The organism is Actinoallomurus liliacearum, from assembly GCF_039542035.1.
Lineage (GTDB): Bacteria > Actinomycetota > Actinomycetes > Streptosporangiales > Streptosporangiaceae > Actinoallomurus > Actinoallomurus liliacearum.
Window position 1 is genome coordinate 429,846 of record NZ_BAABHJ010000005.1, and the last position, 14,187, is coordinate 444,032.

General features: G+C 70.9%; 20 protein-coding genes and 1 pseudogene. 15 read left to right on the forward strand and 6 right to left on the reverse strand.

All coding sequences use genetic code 11. The features are described 5' to 3' along the window. Positions 1 to 59: 59 nt before the first annotated feature. The 7 genes from ABD978_RS09650 to ABD978_RS09680 are packed head-to-tail and all read left to right on the forward strand — an operon-like array spanning position 60 to position 4,862. Complete coding sequence (locus ABD978_RS09650; RefSeq protein WP_345351782.1) at positions 60 to 1,802, forward strand: phosphatidylglycerol lysyltransferase domain-containing protein; 1,743 nt, start codon at positions 60 to 62, stop codon at positions 1,800 to 1,802. Between the two features lie 26 nt (positions 1,803 to 1,828). Next, positions 1,829 to 2,680, forward strand: a complete 852-nt coding sequence (folP, locus tag ABD978_RS09655) for a dihydropteroate synthase (RefSeq protein ID WP_486303910.1) — start codon at positions 1,829 to 1,831, stop codon at positions 2,678 to 2,680. Next, the gene (locus ABD978_RS09660; RefSeq protein ID WP_345351785.1) at positions 2,677 to 3,108 is read left to right on the forward strand and encodes a nuclear transport factor 2 family protein; all 432 of its coding nucleotides are present in this window, start codon (positions 2,677 to 2,679) and stop codon (positions 3,106 to 3,108) included. The genes folP and ABD978_RS09660 overlap by 4 nt, the downstream gene beginning before the upstream one ends. A 2-nt stretch (positions 3,109 to 3,110) precedes the next feature. Further along, a complete protein-coding gene (folB, locus tag ABD978_RS09665) occupies positions 3,111 to 3,476 on the forward strand; it encodes a dihydroneopterin aldolase (protein ID WP_345353664.1) in 366 nt (121 codons plus the stop codon). Next, positions 3,473 to 3,994 carry a 2-amino-4-hydroxy-6-hydroxymethyldihydropteridine diphosphokinase gene (gene folK, locus ABD978_RS09670; protein ID WP_345351788.1) on the forward strand — a complete coding sequence of 174 codons (522 nt, stop codon included), beginning with the start codon at positions 3,473 to 3,475 and terminating at the stop codon, positions 3,992 to 3,994. Before folB ends, folK begins: the two co-directional genes overlap by 4 nt. Continuing rightward, the gene (locus ABD978_RS09675; RefSeq protein WP_345351791.1) at positions 3,991 to 4,464 is read left to right on the forward strand and encodes a DUF3180 domain-containing protein; all 474 of its coding nucleotides are present in this window, start codon (positions 3,991 to 3,993) and stop codon (positions 4,462 to 4,464) included. The genes folK and ABD978_RS09675 overlap by 4 nt, the downstream gene beginning before the upstream one ends. 56 nt (positions 4,465 to 4,520) lie before the next feature. Further along, positions 4,521 to 4,862 carry an MmcQ/YjbR family DNA-binding protein gene (locus ABD978_RS09680; protein WP_345351793.1) on the forward strand — a complete coding sequence of 114 codons (342 nt, stop codon included), beginning with the start codon at positions 4,521 to 4,523 and terminating at the stop codon, positions 4,860 to 4,862. Between the two features lie 29 nt (positions 4,863 to 4,891). Here ABD978_RS09680 and ABD978_RS09685 read toward each other — a convergent pair whose 3' ends face one another. After that, positions 4,892 to 5,218 (reverse strand): hypothetical protein, encoded by a 327-nt coding sequence (locus ABD978_RS09685; RefSeq protein WP_345351796.1) that lies wholly within the window; start codon positions 5,216 to 5,218, stop codon positions 4,892 to 4,894. A 29-nt stretch (positions 5,219 to 5,247) separates the two neighbouring features. On the opposite strand from ABD978_RS09685, the gene ABD978_RS09690 reads away from it, so the two are divergent. Both ABD978_RS09690 and ABD978_RS09695 read left to right on the forward strand, forming a co-directional pair. Then, positions 5,248 to 5,718: a MarR family winged helix-turn-helix transcriptional regulator gene (locus ABD978_RS09690; protein ID WP_345351799.1), complete on the forward strand. Its 471-nt coding sequence runs from the start codon at positions 5,248 to 5,250 to the stop codon at positions 5,716 to 5,718. Between the two features lies 1 nt (position 5,719). Beyond that, positions 5,720 to 6,580: a haloalkane dehalogenase gene (locus ABD978_RS09695; RefSeq protein WP_345351802.1), complete on the forward strand. Its 861-nt coding sequence runs from the start codon at positions 5,720 to 5,722 to the stop codon at positions 6,578 to 6,580. Here ABD978_RS09695 and ABD978_RS09700 read toward each other — a convergent pair. Then, entirely contained in the window at positions 6,577 to 7,389 is an 813-nt protein-coding gene (locus ABD978_RS09700) for an ASCH domain-containing protein (RefSeq protein ID WP_345351805.1), read from the reverse strand. The genes ABD978_RS09695 and ABD978_RS09700 overlap by 4 nt on opposite strands. 276 nt (positions 7,390 to 7,665) lie before the next feature. Here ABD978_RS09700 and ABD978_RS09705 point away from each other — a divergent pair, with 276 nt between their 5' ends. The 3 genes and pseudogenes from ABD978_RS09705 to ABD978_RS09715 form a co-directional block, all read left to right on the forward strand. After that, positions 7,666 to 8,259 carry a PadR family transcriptional regulator gene (locus ABD978_RS09705; RefSeq protein WP_345351808.1) on the forward strand — a complete coding sequence of 198 codons (594 nt, stop codon included), beginning with the start codon at positions 7,666 to 7,668 and terminating at the stop codon, positions 8,257 to 8,259. Beyond that, positions 8,256 to 9,236: a hypothetical protein gene (locus ABD978_RS09710; RefSeq protein ID WP_345351811.1), complete on the forward strand. Its 981-nt coding sequence runs from the start codon at positions 8,256 to 8,258 to the stop codon at positions 9,234 to 9,236. The genes ABD978_RS09705 and ABD978_RS09710 overlap by 4 nt, the downstream gene beginning before the upstream one ends. Before the next feature lie 69 nt (positions 9,237 to 9,305). Further along, a pseudogene (locus ABD978_RS09715) lies at positions 9,306 to 9,497 on the forward strand (response regulator transcription factor); the annotation flags it as partial. A gap of 59 nt (positions 9,498 to 9,556) precedes the next feature. Here the strand turns inward: ABD978_RS09715 and ABD978_RS09720 are convergent. Next, positions 9,557 to 9,973: a hypothetical protein gene (locus ABD978_RS09720; protein WP_345351814.1), complete on the reverse strand. Its 417-nt coding sequence runs from the start codon at positions 9,971 to 9,973 to the stop codon at positions 9,557 to 9,559. 25 nt (positions 9,974 to 9,998) lie between these two features. Next, positions 9,999 to 10,532 carry a DoxX family protein gene (locus ABD978_RS09725; protein ID WP_345351817.1) on the reverse strand — a complete coding sequence of 178 codons (534 nt, stop codon included), beginning with the start codon at positions 10,530 to 10,532 and terminating at the stop codon, positions 9,999 to 10,001. A gap of 83 nt (positions 10,533 to 10,615) precedes the next feature. Here ABD978_RS09725 and ABD978_RS09730 point away from each other — a divergent pair, with 83 nt between their 5' ends. Together ABD978_RS09730 and ABD978_RS09735 are read left to right on the forward strand one after the other, a co-directional pair. Continuing rightward, positions 10,616 to 11,263, forward strand: coding sequence for a MerR family transcriptional regulator (locus ABD978_RS09730; RefSeq protein WP_345351820.1), 648 nt, complete (start codon positions 10,616 to 10,618; stop codon positions 11,261 to 11,263). 57 nt (positions 11,264 to 11,320) lie between these two features. Continuing rightward, positions 11,321 to 11,494: a hypothetical protein gene (locus ABD978_RS09735; RefSeq protein WP_345351823.1), complete on the forward strand. Its 174-nt coding sequence runs from the start codon at positions 11,321 to 11,323 to the stop codon at positions 11,492 to 11,494. A gap of 159 nt (positions 11,495 to 11,653) precedes the next feature. On the opposite strand, the gene ABD978_RS09740 is transcribed toward ABD978_RS09735, so the two are convergent. Together ABD978_RS09740 and ABD978_RS09745 are read right to left on the reverse strand one after the other, a co-directional pair. Continuing rightward, positions 11,654 to 12,037, reverse strand: coding sequence for an ATP-binding protein (locus ABD978_RS09740; RefSeq protein WP_345351826.1), 384 nt, complete (start codon positions 12,035 to 12,037; stop codon positions 11,654 to 11,656). Between the two features lie 16 nt (positions 12,038 to 12,053). Further along, positions 12,054 to 13,388 (reverse strand): alpha/beta fold hydrolase, encoded by a 1,335-nt coding sequence (locus ABD978_RS09745; RefSeq protein ID WP_345351829.1) that lies wholly within the window; start codon positions 13,386 to 13,388, stop codon positions 12,054 to 12,056. A 70-nt stretch (positions 13,389 to 13,458) separates the two neighbouring features. Here ABD978_RS09745 and ABD978_RS09750 point away from each other — a divergent pair, with 70 nt between their 5' ends. Further along, entirely contained in the window at positions 13,459 to 14,082 is a 624-nt protein-coding gene (locus ABD978_RS09750) for a TetR-like C-terminal domain-containing protein (protein ID WP_345351832.1), read from the forward strand. Positions 14,083 to 14,187 lie beyond the last annotated feature (105 nt).

Consider the following 14,187-nt stretch of genomic DNA (forward strand, 5'->3'; position numbering starts at 1 on the left):
ATGGCGGTGTTGATGGCGAACCGGGCGAACCCGGGTGACGACGACGCTGTGGGGCCGTGATGGGGGAGACGAAGCAGAACGCGCCGACCCGCCCGGAGCCGGGCGGGCGTGCGCCGGAGCGCCGCCGGCAGCGGCGCTGGGTGCCGGCCGTCGCCGGCTGGCTGTCCTTCCTGATCGGCCTGCACGACGTCGTCGGGGCGCTGCTGCCGGAGTGGCACCGCCGGATGGTGCGGCTCGACGAGTACGTCCCCGGCTCGGTGAACAACGCGGCCCGTACGGCGACGCTCGTCGCCGGGCTGCTCCTGCTCCTGCTGTCCCACGGCCTGCGCCGCCGCAAGCGCCGCGCGTGGCGCGCGGTGGTCGGCCTGCTCGCCTTCACGATCGTCTCCCACGTCGTCAAGGACTTCGCGCTGTCGGCCATCGTCGCGGCGGCGCTGCTGGGGGCGCTGATCTACTTCCGCCAGGAGTTCTACGCGACCGGTGACCCGCGGACCCGGTGGCGGGCGCTGTGGGTCGGGTCGTTCCTGGCCGCGGCCAGCGTCGGGGTCGGCCTGCTGTTCATCGCGGTGAACCGGCACGGGCTCGTCCGCGACTACTCCTTCTCCGAGCGGCTCTGGCACGTGGTCACCGGCCTGTTCGGTGCCTCCGGCCCGGTGACCTTCGTCTCCGACCGCCGAAACGACCTGTTCAGCCTGATCCTGGGCACGCTCGGCCTGTTCACCGCGGGGACGACGGCCTTCTTGTTCCTCCGCCCGGCCGAGCCCGCCCCCTCGATGTCCGCCGAGGACGAGGAGCGGATCCGGGACCTGCTCGCCCGGCAGGGCACCCGTGACTCGCTCGGCTACTTCTCGCTGCGCCGGGACAAGAGCGTGATCTGGTCGCCGACCGGCAAGGCGTGCGTCACGTACCGGGTGGTGTCCGGCGTGATGCTGGCCGGCGGCGACCCGATCGGCGACCCGGAGGCGTGGCCCGGCGCGATCGAGGCGTTCCTGGAGGAGGCGGCCCGGCACGCCTGGGCGCCCGCCGTGATGGGCTGCAGCGAGCTCGCCGCGGAGGTCTGGTGCCGCGACACGGGCCTGTCGGCGCTCGAACTCGGCGACGAGGCGATCGTGGACGCCGCCGAGTTCTCCCTGGAGGGCCGGACGATGCGCAACGTCCGGCAGATGGTGAACCGGGTGGCCCGCCAGGGCTACACCGCCGAGGTGCGCCGTGAGAAGGACTACGCCCCCGAAGAGCTGACGGCGCTGTGGGACCAGGCGGACGCCTGGCGCGGCACCGACACCGAGCGGGGGTTCTCGATGGCGCTGGGCCGCGTGGGCGAGCCCGGCGACGAGGAGTGCGTGGTCGCCACCGCGAAGCAGGACGGCGAGCTGCACGCCATTCTGCACTTCGTACCCTGGGGCGCCGACGGGCTGTCCCTCGACCTCATGCGGCGCGACCGGGCCGCCCAGCCCGGCCTCAACGACTTCCTGATCGTCGAGGCGCTCAAGGCCGCCCCGGACCTCGGCGTCAAGCGGATCTCGCTGAACTTCGCGGTGTTCCGCGCGGCGCTGGCCCGCGGCGAGCGGATCGGCGCCGGTCCCGTCCTCAAGGCGTGGCGCGGCCTGCTGATCTTCCTGTCCCGCTGGTTCCAGATCGAGTCGCTGTACAAGTTCAACGCCAAGTTCCAGCCGGAGTGGCAGCCGAGGTTCTTCGTCTACCCGAGCCTCAACGACGCGCCCCGCATCGCGCTGGCGGCGCTGGAGGCCGAGGCGTTCATCGTCTGGCCGCGCCTGCGCATCCCCGGTCTGAAACGACCATGATCACCGGGACCCTCTAGTCTGGCGATATGACCATGAGCGTCGCCGGCCTGCCCGATCCCGGGCGCTGCCTCGTCATGGGCGTCGTCAACGTCACGCCCGATTCGTTCTCCGACGGCGGCGCCTGGTTCGACCATGACGCCGCGATCCGCCGAGGCCTGGATCTCGTCGCCGAAGGCGCCGACATCGTCGACGTCGGCGGCGAGTCGACCCGGCCCGGCGCCCAGCGGGTGTCCCTGCGCGAGGAGCTGCGCCGGGTCATCCCGGTGATCGAGGCGCTGTCCGCCGAGGGGGTGCCGGTCAGCGTCGACACGATGCGGGCGGAGGTCGCCGAGGCGGCCGTCGCGGCCGGGGCCCGGCTGGTCAACGACGTGAGCGGCGGGCTGGCCGACCCCGCCATGCCGCGCGCGGTCGCGAAGGCGGCCGTCCCGTACGTCGTCATGCACTGGCGCGGGCACAGCCACGACATGGACAAGCGTGCCGTCTACGCCGACGTCGTACGCGAGGTGCGCGACGAGCTGCGTGCCCGCATCGACGCGGTCGTCGACGAGGGCGTCGACCCGTCCCTCCTGGTCGTCGACCCCGGTCTCGGCTTCGCCAAGCGGCCGGAGGACAACCACAACTGGACGCTCCTCGCCCATCTGGACGCCCTGCTGGCCCTGGGCCACCCCATCCTGGTGGCCGCCTCGCGCAAACGGTTCCTGGGCCGGCTGCTCGCCGCCCCCGACGGAACGCCCCGCCCGTTCGACGAGTCCGACGACGCCACGGTCGCGATCACCGCGCTCGCCGCCGCCGCCGGAGCATGGTGCGTCCGCGTGCACGAGGTCCGGCCCAGCGCGGACGCCGTACGCGTCGCCGCCGCCTGGGGAGCCGCCCGGTGACCGAGCTGGACGTACGGGCGATCGAGGGCGTGCACGCCGAGTTCTACGCCGCGTTCGAGTCCGCGGACCTCGACCGGATGGGCGCGGTCTGGGCGGACGGCGCGTACGCCGACGACGTGGTCTGCGTCCATCCGGGCTGGCCGGTGATCCGGGGCCGCGGCGCGGTCCTGCGCTCCTGGGCGTTGATCATGGCCAACACCCCGTACATCCAGTTCGTGCTGACCGACACCCAGATCAAGATCTCCGGCGATCAGGCCGTCGTCAGTTGCGCGGAGAACATCATCACCGCCGCCGAGGAGACCGACATCGGGTTGACCTCCGGGGGAAGCGTGGTGACCACCAACGTGTTCGTACGTACGGAGGCCGGGTGGCGGCTGTGGCTTCACCACGGCTCGCCCGTCCTGGGCAGGGAGGAAGAGACCGAGTGACAGTGAATGGCGACCGGATCGTGCTGCGCGGCCTGCGCGCGTGGGGCCGGCACGGCGTCCTGCCCGCCGAACGCGAACTCGGACAGGAGTTCGTCATCGATGTCACGTTGGGTCTTGACATCCGCCCGGCCGCGGCCGGAGATGATCTATTGCGTACCGTCGACTATGGGGCACTGGCCGACCGGCTCGTGTCCGTGGTCGAAGGCGAACCCGTCAACCTGATCGAGACGCTGGCCGAGCGACTGGCGGCCCGCTGTCTCGACGTGGCACAGGTCGAGAGCGTGGAGATCACCGTGCACAAACCCAACGCCCCTGTGCCCCATCCCTTCACCGACGTGGCCGTGACCATCCACCGGAGCCGCTCATGACGACTTCTGAGCAGAAAAGCCGGACCGTGCTGTCGCTGGGCAGCAACCTCGGCGACCGCCTCGACAATTTGCAGGAGGGCATCGACGCGCTGTTCGACGCACCCGGCCTCGACTTCATCGCGATCTCCCCGGTCTACGAGACCAAACCGGTCGGTGGCCCGGAGCAGGACGACTTCCTCAACGTGGTGATCGTCGCGGACAGCAGCGTGGCGCCGCAGTCGCTGCTCGAACGCGTCCTGAACATCGAGGAGTCGATGGACCGCGTCCGGGACGTCCACTGGGGGCCCCGCACGCTCGACATCGACATCGTCACCGTGAACGACGTGACCTCGGACGCCCCGGAGCTGGTCCTGCCGCACCCGCGCGCCCACGAGCGGGCGTTCGTGCTGGTGCCCTGGGCGGACGTCGACCCGGACGCCTTGCTGCCGGGCCGGGGCCGCGTCGCGGACCTGCTGCCGGCGGTCGCCGGGCAGGAGCTTCGGCGCCGCGACGACCTCTCCCTGCAGCCGCCCGCGTGAAGCCGACCCGGATCGCGGTTCTGGCCGCCGTACTGATCGGCGTCGCCGTCGTGGTGTGGGCGGTGGTGCGCCTGTTCTACACCTCGCTGCCGGTCCTGCCCTGGACGATGGTGCCGTCGCTGCTGCTGCTCACCCTTGGCGAGCTGTACACGGCGTTCTTCACGCGCGCCCGGATCCAGCGCCGGCCCGGCACGAAGCCGATCGAGCCGCTGGTCGCCGCCCGGCTGGCGGCCCTGGCCAAGGCGAGCTCGCACGCCGCCGCCGTGCTGGCCGGCGGCTTCGCCGGGATGGCCGTCTACCTGATCTCGTCACTGGACAAGCCGACGCCCCGGCGTGACTTCTTCGTCAGCGGCGGCACCGCCCTGGCCGGTATCGCGCTGATCGGCGCGGCGCTCTTCCTGGAGTACTCCTGCCGCGTGCCGAAGGGCCCGGAGGACGAGAACGACCATCGGCACGCCTCGCGCATCTGAGTGTCGGTGGCGGCTGCCATGCTTCGTGCGGCGGCTGACCGAGACGGGAGGGGCGTATGGCATCCGCAGAACAGGTGCGTGAGATCGCGCTGGCGCTGCCCGAGGCCGAGGAGCGCGAGACGTGGGGCAGGCCGACCTTCCGGGTCCGCGACCGGATCTTCGCGATGCTGTCGGACGACGGCGCGTTCGCGAGCGTGAAGGCCACGAAGGACGAGCAGACGGCACTGCTCGCCGAGGAGCCGGAGATCTTCTCCTTCCCGGCGTACGTCGGGCGGCACGGCTGGATCGGCGTCGACGTGCCGCGGGTCGACGCCGACCATCTCCGTGAGCTGCTCACCGAAGCCTGGCGCCTCACCGCCCCCAAGCGCCTCGTGCGGGCCCAGGACACGGACCGCTAGCCGAGGCCGGGCCCGAAGGCCGTGGCCCGTTAGGCGAGGTCCGGGTCGAAGGCAGCGGCGGCGATCTTGGCGACGTACAGCGACTCCGAGCCGTCCTTGTTACCGGTCGGGTTGAGCGAGTAGACGAGCACGCGGCTCCGGTCGCGGGTGGCGAAGACCCCGGTGGTGTAGCCCGGCCGGGCGCCGGTCTTCCCCCAGACCGTGACGCCGTTCGGCAGCACGGTCCGGGTCAGGCCGACGCTGAAGCACGCCCGTCCGGGCGGCCGGGTCGAGGGGCGGCAGCGTGCCGGCCGACGCGGTCGGCCCGAGGCCGCCGGCGCTCCGTCGTGCGACCGATGGCGGAGAACAGTAGCCATGTACATAGTATCCATGTATATTGTTTCTCATGAGCGGGACACCGATGGTGCCGACGCCGGGCTACCTCGTCTGGCGGTTGGCGAACAAGTGGCGGGTCGCGGTCGACCGCACGCTGGCGCCGCTGAACCTGACGCACGCGCAGTACGTGCTGCTGGCCTCGCTGTACGGCATCGAGAGTGCCGGGCGGCGGCCCAGCCAGCGTGAGCTGGCCGACCACACCGGCCTGGAGGCGCTGTACGTCTCGAAGCTCGCCCGGACGCTGGAGGCCGACGGCCTCATCGAGCGCACCCGCGACCTCGCCGACACCCGTGCCGTACGTCTCGCCCTCACCGACCAGGGGCGCGAGGTCGTACGGCCGGCCCTGGGCCTGGTCCAGGAGCTGCTCGACCGGCTCCTGACCCCGCTCGGCGGCCAGGACGATCCGCGCGCCGCGGCGTTCGTCCGCGACCTGACCGCCCTCCTGGACGCCCCCCTCGACCTGCCGCGAAAGGACTCCTGACATGCCAGAGATCCGGGTACTCGACTCGACCATGCACTACGAGGACACGGGAGGTGACGGGACGGTCTTCGTCTTCCTGCACGGCAATCCGGGCTCGTCCCACCTGTGGCGCGACGTGATGCGCGCCGTGGGGCCGGGCCGCCTGCTCGCCCCCGACCTGATCGGGATGGGCCGCTCCGGCAAGCCCGACATCCCCTACGCCTTCGCCGACCACGCCCGGTACCTCGACGCCTGGTTCGACGCCCTCGGCCTGGACCGCGTCGTCCTGGTCGGCCACGACTGGGGCGGCGCGCTCGCCTTCGACCGGGCGGCCCGGCATCCCGACCGCGTCCTCGGCCTGGCCTTCTGCGAGACCATCGTCAAGCCGATGGCCTGGGAGGACCTGTCACCGCAGGCCCGCAAGCGCTCCGAGACCATCCGCACCCCCGGGGCCGGCGAGGAGCTGGTCCTCGAGCAGAACCTCTTCGTCCGCCAGGCCTTCACCGGCGGCGTCCTCACCCCGGTCTCCGATGAGGACCTGGCCACCTACCTCGCCCCGTACCCGACCCCGGAGAGCCGCCGCCCGATCCTCGCCTGGGCCCGCCAGATGCCGCTCGGCGGTGAGCCGGCCGAGCTGGTCGCCCGCATCGAGGCGTACGACGAGTGGCTGGCGACCAGCCCGGACGTCCCGAAGCTGCTCATGACCTTCGAGGGCTCGCCGACGCTGCTCATCGGCGACGAGATGGCGGCCTGGTGCGCGGCGAACATCGCCGCCCTGGAGACGGTCGCCTGCGGCAAGTCCGGCCACCACGCCCCGGAGGATCGCCCGGAGGAGATCGCCGCCGCCGTCTCCGACTGGGCGGACCGCCACGGCCTGCGCTAGGAGGCCGGCCGGAAGTGGACGATCACGATCTCGTCGGTCGGCTGGATCTCCGGGTAGTGGTACCGGAGCCGGGCCTGTAGCTCGGGGAGCTCGCGGAAACCGTCCGCGACGGCGTCGGCGTCGGTCAGCTCGGCGACCCGTTTCCCGACGACCTCGGTGATCAGGCCCGGCAGCGTGACCTCCTCGTCCAGTTCGAACACCAGGTTCACCGGCCCGATCGTCCCCGGGTCTCGGAACCGGATCGTGGTGACCTTCGTGCCCGCCCGTACGGCGTCGAGGTAGTCACGGTGGAAGTGCAGGGACGGAACGGCCGAGGGTCCCCGCCCGGCGGCCTCCGCGGGAGAGGCGGGCTCCCGCCCGGCGGCCTCTGCGTCTGAGGCGGGCTCCTGCTCGATGGCCTCCGCGTGGCCCGCCCAGACATAGGCCCAGGGCAGCAGGTCGCCGATGGCGACACTGCGGACGCCCTCGGCCGTGTCGATCAGGACGCGGATGCGCGGGTGGTGGTCGAGCAGGATCTGCCGGTCCTTGCCGCACGGCGCGAGCACGCCGCGCCCCTGCCCGCCGACCGCCACGATCGTGGTGAGCTCACGGGCGCCGGCGGCGCGGGCGTGCCCCAGCGCCACGAGCTCCGCGCAGGGCCCGCCGGTGAAGTGGTACACGTTGATGCCGCCGAACGCCCGTCCCCGCGCGTCCCGCACGGCCGCCCCGACGGTGTGCACCTCGCCGTCACCGTTCTCCTCGACGATCCGCCGGGCGAACTCGATCAGCCGCAGATCTTCTTCTGTAGGGAGCAGGGTGGGGATCTCCATCCGGCAGAAGCTATCGCACCGACGTTGCCGTCACCGTTGCCCGTTTGCCGCCGGTACGTACCTCGGTTCGGGCGAGACGCCGGGTTCGCCGGGGCAATGGCGACGGCGAAGTCCGTCAGCCGGTGCAGAAGACGGCGGAGGCGATGCCAAAGATCTGCTCGGGACTCGGATCTGCGGCCGTCGTCCGCGCGGAAGGAGAAGGGAGGCGGACCGCCGTCCCGGCTGCGGAGAACCACAGGAAGGCATATAGTCGGTTTCTGATATCAGGAGGCGACTATGGCGCGGAGTGTCGACAACCCGTTGGGACTGGCGGTGATGGGGCTGCTGATGGAGCGGCCCATGCATCCGTACGAGATGGCGTCCGTGCTCCGCGATCGCGGCAAGGACGCCAGCGTCCGGATCAATCGCGGATCGCTGTACGACGTGGTGGCCGCAATGGAACGCGAGAGCTGGATCACGCCGCGCGAGCGCGTTCAGGAGGGGAACCGGCCGGCTCGGACGGTGTACGAGCTGACCGAGACGGGCCGTGCCGTCTTCGTCGAGCGGGTCGACGAGCAGATCCGCAACCCGCGGCGAGAGTTCCCCGTCTTCCTCACCGCCGTCGCCTACCTCGGGGCTCTCGGCCCGGACGGGGCCCGCGCGGCATTGCGGGAGCGGGCCGACCGGCTCCGTACCACGATCGCGGACGACGAACGGGCCCTGGCCGACGCGCTGCGGTCGGAGCAGGTGCCACGCCTGTACGTGATCGAGGTCGAATACGCGCTGCACATGGCGCGCAGCGAGCTGGCCTGGGTCGAGGCCACCGCCGAAGAGATCGCCGACGGGGCCCTGCCCTGGCCCGGGCGCCGCGACCACGAAGGAGAACGATGACGAACGCGTCCGACCCTCTGCTGTTCGGGATCTATCCCGGGGGCGCCACGGGTGACGACAGCGGCGGCCTGGCCACCGGCCCGGCGGACGACCCCGAGCGGATCCGGGCGGCTCTCGACCGGCTGCGGCCCGATGGCGGGACGTTCCTGGTGCGGGGGTACGTCTCGTTCGTCGACGCCGACGACCGGCGCGAGGTGACGCAGGCCCCCGAACGGGTCGAGCAGTACGCGGGAGACGGGCGTGTCCTGGATCTGGTCGCCCAATACCAGTCCCACAGCGGAGACGTCGCCGGATATGTCGATTTCGTTCGCGACCTGGTCCTCCGTCACGGCCACCGGACCGCGACCCTGCAGATCACCGAGGAGCCGAACGTCCCCGGGAACCCCACCCTCGACGGCCACTACCCGCGCGTGCGAGAGGCCGTGATCGAAGGGGTGCTCGCCGCCGCCGACGAGGCCGGCCGGCAGGGCTTCGACCATCTCCGGGTGGGTTTCAACACCACGCCGCTGTTCGGGCCCGGCGCCGACTTCATCGCCTCGCTCACCGACCTGGGCGGCAAGGAGTTCATCGACGCCCTCGGCTACGTCGGCCTCGACTTCTTCCCCGACGTCTTCCAGCCCATCGCCCCGGACCGGCTGCACGACGCCATCACCGGCCTGGTCGGGATGCACCGGGCCGAGCGCCTCACGCCCGCCGGCATCGCCCCGGAGGTTCCGATCCACATCACCGAGAACGGCTGGCCCACCGGCCCGGACCGCGCCCCCGAGAGGCAGGCGGAGGTTCTGGAGACGACGGTCCGGGCGATCGCCGAGCGCCGGACCACGCACAACGTCCGCGCCTACACGCACTTCGCCCTGCGCGACGCCGACAGCGCGGCTCCGGGGTTGTTCCATCGCTTCGGCCTGCTGACGGACGACTACCGGCCCAAGCCGGCCTTCGCCGTGTACCAGGAGGTCATCGGGCGGTTCGGCGGGTAGACCCTGCGGTTTTCCGCACCATGGCCGGGCGGCCGCCCGCATTACGCCACGTCCGTACGGTCCCTAGCGTCGTCCCGCGAGCGGGACGTGCTCTCCCACATGGCGCAGGGCCACACGAACGCGTCGATCGCCGCGCGGCTGTACGTCTCCCAGAGCGCGGTCGAGAAGCACGTCAACGCCATCTTCGACAAGCTCCGCCTGTCCAGCGACGGGGGCTACAGCCGCCGGGTCCTCGCGGTATTGCGCTATCTCGGCTCCTGAAGACAAGATCACTGGCGATCACCGCGCCCAATGAGCGGCGACCGCCAGTGATCACCGCGTCAAGCGGTCAGCAGGCCGAGGCCGAGGCTGAGGACGCCCGCCGCGAGGGACAGCGCGCCGATCCACAGCATCCAGACGAATCGGTTGGGCGCGGTGGCGCCTCGACCGGCGGAGGCGGCGAAGAACCCGCCGGACATCAGGATGGCGGCCACCGGTACGCCCAGCCGGGCGGTCCACAGCAGCACACCGGTCAGGCCGGTGGCGTCCGCGTAGAGCAGGCCGATCAGGCTGAGCAGTACGAGGACGCCGGCGTGGCCGTGTCCGGCGCGCGCGAAGGCGCGCTGGAAGTCGGTCATCGGCACGCCGCCGCGCGCGATCCGGGTCATGAACCAGCCGCCGAACTCGATGGTGACGATCGTGAGGAGCACGGCCCCGGCGATCATCCGGGACTCGGTGCTGAGGGCCAGAGTCTGCATGGCGAAGTCCTTGCTGGTGAGGGGGTTATCGGGACACGGAGGCGGGCCTCGCGGGACCGACGCGGAGCCGGCGCGTGAGACGCCGGGCCGCCGCGCCGTCGGACGCCCGGACCACCCAGACGGCGACCGCGACGTAGAGCGCCTGTTCGGGGATCCGCTGCCACAGCGGAGTCGCCTCGCCGCCGTGGAAGGGCACGTGAGCGACGGACGCGTAGATGTTGGCCGGGAGCAGCAGGACGAACAGCGCGGCCAGCCCGATCCCGGCCGCCCACCGCGTGGCGGCGACCACCAGGCCGGCCGCGCCGAGCAGTTCCAGAACGCCCGTCAGGTACACCATCGCGTCGGCGAACGGGACGAACGGCGGCACCATCCGGACCATGTCGCCGTGGTTCGGCATCACGGTCACGCTCGCCGGGACGAAGTGCGCGCTCGCCGTGACGACGAGCATGACCGCCAGCGCGTGCGCCGCGCTGACGGACCAGCTCGCGAACCGTCGCACACCGAGCGCACCAAGGAGACGAAAGCCCAGCAGGGAACCGCCGAGGACTAGGTAGACCACGACCCCTCCGATCAGAGTGGATAGTCACGCTATCCGCTTTATGGGTAGTGATACTATCCATGAAGTCGGAGAGGATGGCAAGGATGCGTATCGGGGAGTTGAGTCGGCGATCGGGCGTCTCGGTGCCGACGATCAAGTTCTACCTGCGGGAGGGCCTGCTGCCGCCCGGCGAGCTGACCAGCCCCAACCAGGCGGACTACGCCGATGGGCACCTGCGCAGGCTTCGGCTGGTCCGGGCCCTCATCGATCTGGCCGGTCTTCCGGTGGCGCGCGTCAAGGAGGTGCTGGAGTCGCTCGACGCCGGCGATGAGGCCCTGCACCACCGAATCGGGGCCGTGCACCGCGCCCTCGCCCCGCCGCGCCAACCGGCCGAGAGCGACGACACCCGCGCCGAGGCCCAGGTCCGTGAGTTGATCGAGAAGAGGGGCTGGGCGATCGAGCCGGACGCGCCCGCCATCGCGACGCTGGCCGAGACCATCGCCGTCCTGCACACGCTCGGCCAGGGCGACCTGGCCGCCGACCTCGACTCCTACGCCGATGCCGTCGAACGACTCGCCGAGCGCGAGGTCGCGGCGGTCGCCTCCCGCCCGGACACCGATCGCATCGCCGAGAGCGTCGTCATCGGGACCATCCTGGGGGAGAGGCTCATCACGGCGCTCCGTCTCCTGGCTCAGGAACACGTCTCGGCCCGGCTTCTAGGCCCCGCGTCGGGTGACCCGCGAGCGGAATAAACAGCTTGATACGGGGGATCTCCTGGCGGCACGAGCGCAGCCGAAGGAGTGAGTGCGATGGGACTGTTCACCCGCTCGAAGCCGAGGGTCCGGATGCATCGTAAGCCGACGTGGCGAGAGCGCCGTGCCGCCGAGCGGACCGCCCAGGCCGAGGCGAGACTGCGGGAGACCGAAAAGAAGATCCACGAGATCGCAGGCGAGGTTCGGGCCGACCTCCACCGATCCGCCTGACCCGGCGGGAGGCTCGTCAGGTGCCTTCGTTCGAGGTGGGGCTCGCGGAACGCTCGGCGGGGTTTCGCCGACCTGGTCCGGCCAACGGGCGTGCGTGCGACTGAAGGCAAGCTTGATCCCTGGCGTGCACTGTCCCCTATAGGCAGTGCGCGCCAGGGATCAAGCGGTCAAGGCGCTCAGCTCCGCCGGCGTCAGCTCGACGCCGGGGGCCGGGATCAGGACGTGCATGGTCTTGCCGTCGGTTTCGTACGTCGTCCAGCGCACTGCCGAGAGGGCGTCCACGATCCCTAATCCCCAGCCGTTGTTCGGCACCGCGCACGGATCGATCGGTCGCGGATCCGGGTCGGTGATGGACCTGCGCATCCATCGAGCGGTCGCCAGGACGCCGATCCGTACTGGCCGGTCCGGGTATGTCCACGCCGCGATCAGGCCGTCCTCGACCAACTTCCGCGCGGCGCGCAGGGCGTTCGTCCAGGTCTTGCCGTTCGGCGTCGGGGCCAGTATCGGCCTCGAAGGCGGCTGAGAGCCCTGCGCGCGAGACATTTTCCTGCTGCGGGGATCATTTGTGAGCCTGGAGGAATGCGGGTATGTCGGCGCGGGTCGGGTAGTTGGGCAAGGGGGCCGGTTCGTTCGCAAGGAATGCGGTGATGACGGCGGCGGCTCGTTCGTTGTTGTCGTCCAGGCCGTTCCACATGTGGTGTCCGACGCCGGGCATGTACTGGGTGCGCTGGATGGCGGGGTCATCGGCGAGGACGGTGGTCTCCCATTCGCGGATTTGCGCGGAGCACTCGGCGATCATGAGCATCGCGGGGGTGTGAGAGCGGCCCAGTTGTGGAGCGATGGAGGGCGAGTCCTTGATCGTCTGATCGACGTGGAGGCTCGCGGCGGCGCTGAAAGAGAAGTTCTCCGCCGTGTCCTCGGTGGGGATGCGGTGCGCGTCCCGTGCGCAGTAGCCGGACGCGGTGTCGCTGCCGAGATCGGCGGCCTTGAAGGCGTTGTCGCCTTCGGCCTGCCCGATCAGGCCGGTGCTGGGGCTGAGGAGCCCGAGTCGCATGAGGCCGAACGCGACGGCGTATCGGGGGACCCGCGTCGATCGTGGTCCGGTCATGGCCGGTGCGAGACCACGCCCGGAAGGCCGCCCCCGCTGCCCGGTGATCCGCGCGGTGGGTCCGTCCATGGGGCCGGGCTCTGCGATGATCGCCCGGTGCACGTGGGCGGCGACGTGCGGGTCGGCGAGCGCCCGGGTGAGCACCACCGCACCTGAGGAGAACCCGAGGACGTCGGCCGGGCCCTTGCCCAGACGGTCGACGAAGGCGCCGAGATCGCGGACCGACCGGGAAATGGTGTACTGCCCCATGGGGAGCAGATGGCTTCGTCCGCCGCCGGCCTGTTCGTAGGTATAGACGTCGTAACCCTGGTGTGCCAGGAGTTGCAGGAACCGGTGGTCGAGCACCGAGATGCCGCGGACGGGTCCGCCGTTGAGGTACACGAGGGGCCGTGGATGCCGGGTGCCGTCCTGGGCGGGCGGATAGTGGTACACCGCGACCCGGCTTCCGGTGGCCAGGCTCCAATACCGCGTCGCCACGAACGGTAGGGCGGTCGGATAACGCCGTTCTCTGGGCGCGGTCGGGACGCAGACCGATGCCGTCAGTGCCGCGACGACGACCACCGGCAGGAGCCGCACCAGACGGGTCGGCCAGGTACGCCGGCGGCTCCGCCACAGCACGACGGCCGCGCCGATGCCGAGCGTCGTCAGCCAGGCGGCGAGTCCCGAGCCCGCCCCGTCCGTCAGGACGATCAGTGCGAGGAACAGGACGACCAGCGCGATGACCGCAACCAGGCTCAGGCCGAGACGACCGGCGAAGCGGACAGGACGGATGAACGGTTTCGGCATCGGCGGTCCTCGCAATAGTTTCCAAACACTGTTTCAAAACAACGTTAGCAGCTTCGCTAAGCTGGTCGTCGTGGGTAGGCCGAGAACGAACGACGACACCGTCAAGGAGCGGCTCGTCGAGTCCGCGACCGAGATGTTCGCCACCCGCCCGCGGGAGTCGATCACCGTGCGCGCCCTTGCCGCCGCCGCCGGGACATCCACCGCGGCCCTGTACTCGCTGTTCGGCGACAAGGACGGGCTGATCGGCGAGGTGCGCGACAGGGCGGTCGCCGGGCTGTTCAAGGACCTGTCGGCGGTGCCCGCCTCCGACGACTCCCTCGCCGACCTTTATGCGCTTGCCGTCGCCTACCGGGGATGGGGGCGCGAGCACCGCCACCTTTACACCGTGTTGTTCGGTGGCGTGCAGTCCTTCGATCCGTCGGGCGCGGTCGGTGCCGCCGACCCGGTACGACCGCTCATCGACGCGATAGGTCGCGCCGTGTCGGCGTCCGTGCTGGCCGGCGACGCGACATCCATCGCCATCTCCATCTGGGTCACCCTGCACGGACTCGTGACTCTCGAACTGGGCGGGGCGCTCGACGCCGCCACGGCCGAGACGGTATTTCGATCGACGATCCTCGCGACACTGCGGGGCTGGACGACCCCGCCGGTGTTCGGCACCCTTCGGCGCGCCGAAGCCGCGCCGTCGTGTTGACGCACCGGCCTACCCGCTGACGCCGATCGCGGCGTGACGGCAGACCTGGCCTCGTTCGGCCAATCGCTGTGTGCGTGATGCCCGGAATGTAAGGTTTGTGATCTT